Here is a 4,560-nt window from a genome sequence, read left to right on the forward strand (position 1 = left end):
TAGTAGGCGCGGGCAACGGCCGGTCCACGCACCTTCAAGCGGCCAAATGTCTTGCCATCCCAAGGCTGAGCATTGTCGTCGTCGTCGGTCACCTTCATTTCGACGCCGAAGGGCGGGTAGCCCTGTTTCTGCTGGACGTCGAGCCGGGCTTCACCCTGGAGACCGGCATAGTCCGGCTTCAAGGTGCACAGCGTGCCGAGCGGCGACATTTCGGTCATGCCCCAAGCGTGGATGACCTGGACATCGTAGTTCTGCTGAAACTTGGTCATGATCGCGCGCGGGCAGGACGAGCCGCCGATGACGACCTTGTTCAGATAGGGAAGCTTCTTGCCGGTCTCCTCCAGATACTGCAGCAGCATCATCCAGACGGTCGGCACAGCAGCGCTGAAGGTCACCTTCTCGGTGTCGAGCAATTCATAGATCGAGGCGCCGTCCATCTTGCAGCCGGGCATGACCAGCTTGGCGCCGATCATCGGCCCGCTCTGGCCAAGGCCCCAGGCATTGGCGTGGAACATCGGCACGACCGGCAAGATCGTATCGCGTGCCGACAGCCCCATGGCGTCAGGCATGGCGGCGATCATGGCGTGCAGCACGTTCGAGCGGTGGCTGTAGACGACGCCCTTCGGATCGCCCGTGGTCCCCGACGTGTAGCACATGCCGGCAGCCGTGCCTTCGTCGAAGGTCTTCCAGGCGAAGTCGCCATCCGCCTCATCAAGCCATTCTTCATAGGCAACCACATTCGGCAGTGTCGTCTGCGGCATGTGCGCCTTGTCGGTCAGCACGATCACCTGTTTCAACGACTTGACGGCGCCGGCGATCTTCTCGAGCAACGGCACGAAGGTCAGGTCGACGAAGACAGCCTTGTCCTCAGCATTGTTCATGATCCAGACGATCTGCTCGGGAAACAGGCGTGGATTGAGCGTATGGTAGATGGCGCCGATGCCCATGATGCCGTACCAGGCCTCGATGTGGCGCGCCGTGTTCCACGCGAGTGTGGCGATGCGGTCGCCCAGGCGATAGCCGTCGCGTTCCAGCCGCTGGGCGACCTTCAGGGCGCGGCGATGGATGTCCGCATAGCTGGTGCGCACGATCGGCCCCTCGATCGAGCGCGACACGATCTCGCGCACGCCATGCTGCCGCTCGGCATTGTCGATGAGCTTATGGCAAAGCAGCGGCCATTCCTGCATCAGTCCCAGCATTCGTTCCTCCCCTGCGCTTTGCGTCGTGCTTTTCGTGCCATTGTGGAGCGAACCGGCGGATTGTCCAGCCACCAGCACCGGCAAGCCCAGCATTGATAGGCATGACGGACAAGACCGCCACAATCCGGCCATCGTCGGCGTTAAGGTTCGTTAACGGGCAAGGGGCGATTGGCGACTGAAAGAGGTTCGCATGGACGCGCAGCTCGACGACAAGTCCCTTGAGAATACGCTTGCCGAAAGTCTGGCCGATCTGGGCCCTGATACAAAGACTGTTTCCGAAGATGAATTTGTTGAAGTTGTCGGCGGCGCGCTGGAAGCGGTCGGCGGCACACTGCTGTTCAAGATGTGCGTCCAGAACGAAGGCGAAGGCCAGCACGTCGCGGCCGCGTCGATCGGCGACGGTGGCAACCGCCAGTTCCTGCTGCTCACCTTGCCAACCGGTGGCGGCCCCCTGAAGGTCGAGACCACATCGAGAAGCAGCAACCCGGTGGCTGGTATCGCAGCCGCCTACGCCGGGCTTATGGATGCGTTCAAGACCGCCGCCTGACTATCGACAGGCAATCTTCGAAACCGTGATCGGGCCTGCACCCGGCCTGGGCTAATGGTTTGCGTGTTGCGTGACGACAGCAGGCCTTGCGTAAGGCGTTTGCGCGACACACCTTAAAGCCGAGGCAAGGAGAACCCGCATGGATCAGATCGTCAACCCGGCACCCGGGTTCCAACGCAATCCCGACAAGGTCATCACCATCGAGCCTTATGTCGGGACCGTTACGGTGCGTGTCGGAGACACGGTCATAGCGTCATCGACGAAGGCCAAGGTGCTGACCGAGCCCCCCTATCCCGCGGCCTTCTACATTCCGTTCGCCGACATCGATTTCGGCAAGCTCAGCAGCACGGAACATTCGACCCACTGTCCCTACAAGGGCGATGCCAGCTATTGGAGCGTGCTGCCTGCGGGCGAGACCGGCCAGAACGCGATGTGGGCTTACGAGCAGCCTTTCGACGAAATGGCTGAAATCCGCGACCACGGCGCATTCTACGCCAGCAAGGTCAGCATCGAAGCGAAAGCGGGCTGAGCACTTCGACTTGCCTCTCAGGTGCATCGGGAGTCAGGTCGGGCCGACATCACCCGAATATCAACGCACCTAGTCCGTGGTGCCGTGATTGCCGAAGCCGTCGGCATCGTCGAGCCGCACGAAGGTCAGGCCCTTGGCCTTGAGCGCCAGAAGCCCCTGCACCACGCCTTCGCCGGCCGCATGGGTCGGCTGGTTGATGTGCGAGATAATGACGTCACCGTCCTTGGCAGCCGCGATGCGCCGCGCGGTTTCCCTGGCGCCGAGCAATGAGCCGCCGTCGCCGTTTATCGAGAATCCCGCGATCTTGAAGCCAAGCTTGCGGATCATGGCGATTGCCGACGGGCTGTATTCGGCGGTCGCGCCACGAAACCATTTCGGCGCCGGCTCGCCTGTCTTGGCAAGGGCGGCGGCACCCGACTGGACCTCGGCCAGCACGGCGTCGGGGCTGCCGGCGCTGCGGATGCCGTAGATCTTCTGCGGCGTGTCGACAGCCGGGATATGATGGCCGCCGTGGTTTTCCAGTTCGAACAGGTCGGGATGCGCCCGCATGATTTCTACCGCGGCGGCGTTTCGCTTCAGCCAGATGCCGGTCACGAAAATGATGGCGGGTATCTTGTTTTCGACCAGCGCCGAAAGGATCCGGGTGTCGGTCTGTCCACCGCAGGCATCGAGCGTGAGCGCAACGCGGCCGGCTCCGCTTGCCTCCGGCCTGATGTGCAATGTCGGCTCGACAAGCGGCGCGGCATGGCCGCTGGACACCACGGCCAACGACATGGCGATCACGCAGAGACTTCTTTGCAGCAGGCGCATCAAACCGACTTCCCGACCGGTGCTTTCAGGCAGGTATCCCAAGACCCACATGAAGGCGAAAATCGGGATGGTGCATAGCAGAAAAGCGCCCGGCGCGACAATTTGACTGTCCGTGGTGCGAGCGGCTTGTTCCGCGGCCCGCGACGGCCGTTGTCCGCGCGACGCATGAACTCAGATGGCGCGTTCGAGCTTCACGTCGGTGCGCGAAAGGAGTTCGCGCACCGCATCGACGACTGGTTTGACCTCCAGTCGCCAGACGCAGTAGGCCCTGCCGAAATCCGGCCGGCCGCAACGGTCGTTGGCCACGCAGTCGCAAGGCATCGGCGGTTGAAGCGCGATATTGGGCACGCCAACGGGACCCCACTGCGACGGCGGCGTCAAGCCGAACAGCCCGACAACCGGGATTCCGGCTGCAGCCGCCATGTGCATCGGCCCGCTCTCATTGCCGAGAAACAGCCGGGCCTGTTTCAGCACCGCCAGCAACGTCTCAAGCGACAGCGCTCCAACGAGATTGACGACGGGCGACGCTGTCCTGGCGACGATGCGTTCGGCAATCTCGCGCTCGTCCGGGCCGCCGACCAGAACGACGTCCAAACCGGTTTCGCCGGCAATCTCTCCAATCGCCTCGGCAAACCGCTCCGGCTGCCAACGTCGCCCTTCGAAGCTTGCGCCGGCGTGCACGGCGATGAAAGCGTTTGGATGAACATGATGCTTGCCCAGCAGCGCCAACGCATTTGACGTCTCGGGCGGCAGCGGTTGGAGGTTTGGAACCGTCACATGGAGACCGATGCCAAGCGCCTGGAGCGGCGAAAGATAGCGGTAGACGAAATGTTCCTCACCAAAGCCAAATGGCTTGGCAAACACGTTGGCGGGCTGCCGCTCCAGCAGACGCAATGGCCTCTCGGTGGGATTGTAGCCGACACGGGTCTTTGCATTGACCAGCCCGGTGAGCATGCGCGACGTCTTTGAATCGGTCAGGTCGATCGTCAGGTCGAAATGGGAACGGCGCAGCGCCCGCACGACGGCGTAAAGCTCTTTGCCGCGCTGCAGGGGGGTGCCGCGCAGGTGGGCACGCTTGAACGTGACCACCTCGGAGGCAATGTCATGGGCGACTACGAAGCTCGCGAAGCGAGCGTCGCACAGAAACACCAGCCTGGCATCGGGGAATTCGAGCCGCAGGTTTTCTGAGAGCACCGAGGCGAGAACGAGATCTCCAATGTACTTCGTTTGAATGACCAGGATCGAGCGAATCGGCGCGGGTGCAGTCTGMAACATCTGTTTCCCAGGACAATTGGCGGGATGTCGAAATTACGCAATGATTACGCAATGCCGTCAGCACGTTCGTGTGAATTGCTTTACAAAACGGTAAGCTCGACCGGATGGATCCTATCCGCGGCCGGCCTTAGAGCAATTCACCGTTCACGGAAACGGCGAATCTCCTTTGCTTTGACGCAATTCCCGAAGCAAAACCGTAT

5 protein-coding genes are annotated in these 4,560 nt (G+C 61.9%); 2 read left to right on the forward strand and 3 right to left on the reverse strand.

The genetic code is table 11. The annotated features are described in order from the left end of the window. On the reverse strand, positions 1-1,199 hold a 1,199-nt coding region (locus tag ACXJ7R_RS25345), incomplete at its 3' end, for an AMP-binding protein (protein WP_457154217.1). 190 nt (positions 1,200-1,389) lie between these two features. Here ACXJ7R_RS25345 and ACXJ7R_RS25350 point away from each other — a divergent pair. Both ACXJ7R_RS25350 and ACXJ7R_RS25355 read left to right on the forward strand, forming a co-directional pair. Continuing rightward, a complete protein-coding gene (locus tag ACXJ7R_RS25350; RefSeq protein ID WP_457154218.1) occupies positions 1,390-1,746 on the forward strand; it encodes a hypothetical protein in 357 nt (118 codons plus the stop codon). 139 nt (positions 1,747-1,885) lie between these two features. After that, on the forward strand, positions 1,886-2,275 hold the full coding sequence (locus ACXJ7R_RS25355; protein ID WP_457154219.1) for a DUF427 domain-containing protein: 390 nt from the start codon (positions 1,886-1,888) through the stop codon (positions 2,273-2,275). Between the two features lie 69 nt (positions 2,276-2,344). On the opposite strand, the gene ACXJ7R_RS25360 is transcribed toward ACXJ7R_RS25355, so the two are convergent. Beyond that, positions 2,345-3,085: a polysaccharide deacetylase family protein gene (locus ACXJ7R_RS25360; RefSeq protein ID WP_457154220.1), complete on the reverse strand. Its 741-nt coding sequence runs from the start codon at positions 3,083-3,085 to the stop codon at positions 2,345-2,347. Between the two features lie 171 nt (positions 3,086-3,256). Beyond that, positions 3,257-4,360: a glycosyltransferase family 9 protein gene (locus tag ACXJ7R_RS25365; protein WP_457154221.1), complete on the reverse strand. Its 1,104-nt coding sequence runs from the start codon at positions 4,358-4,360 to the stop codon at positions 3,257-3,259. Positions 4,361-4,560 lie beyond the last annotated feature (200 nt).

Source organism: Mesorhizobium sp. P5_C1 (assembly GCF_054049815.1).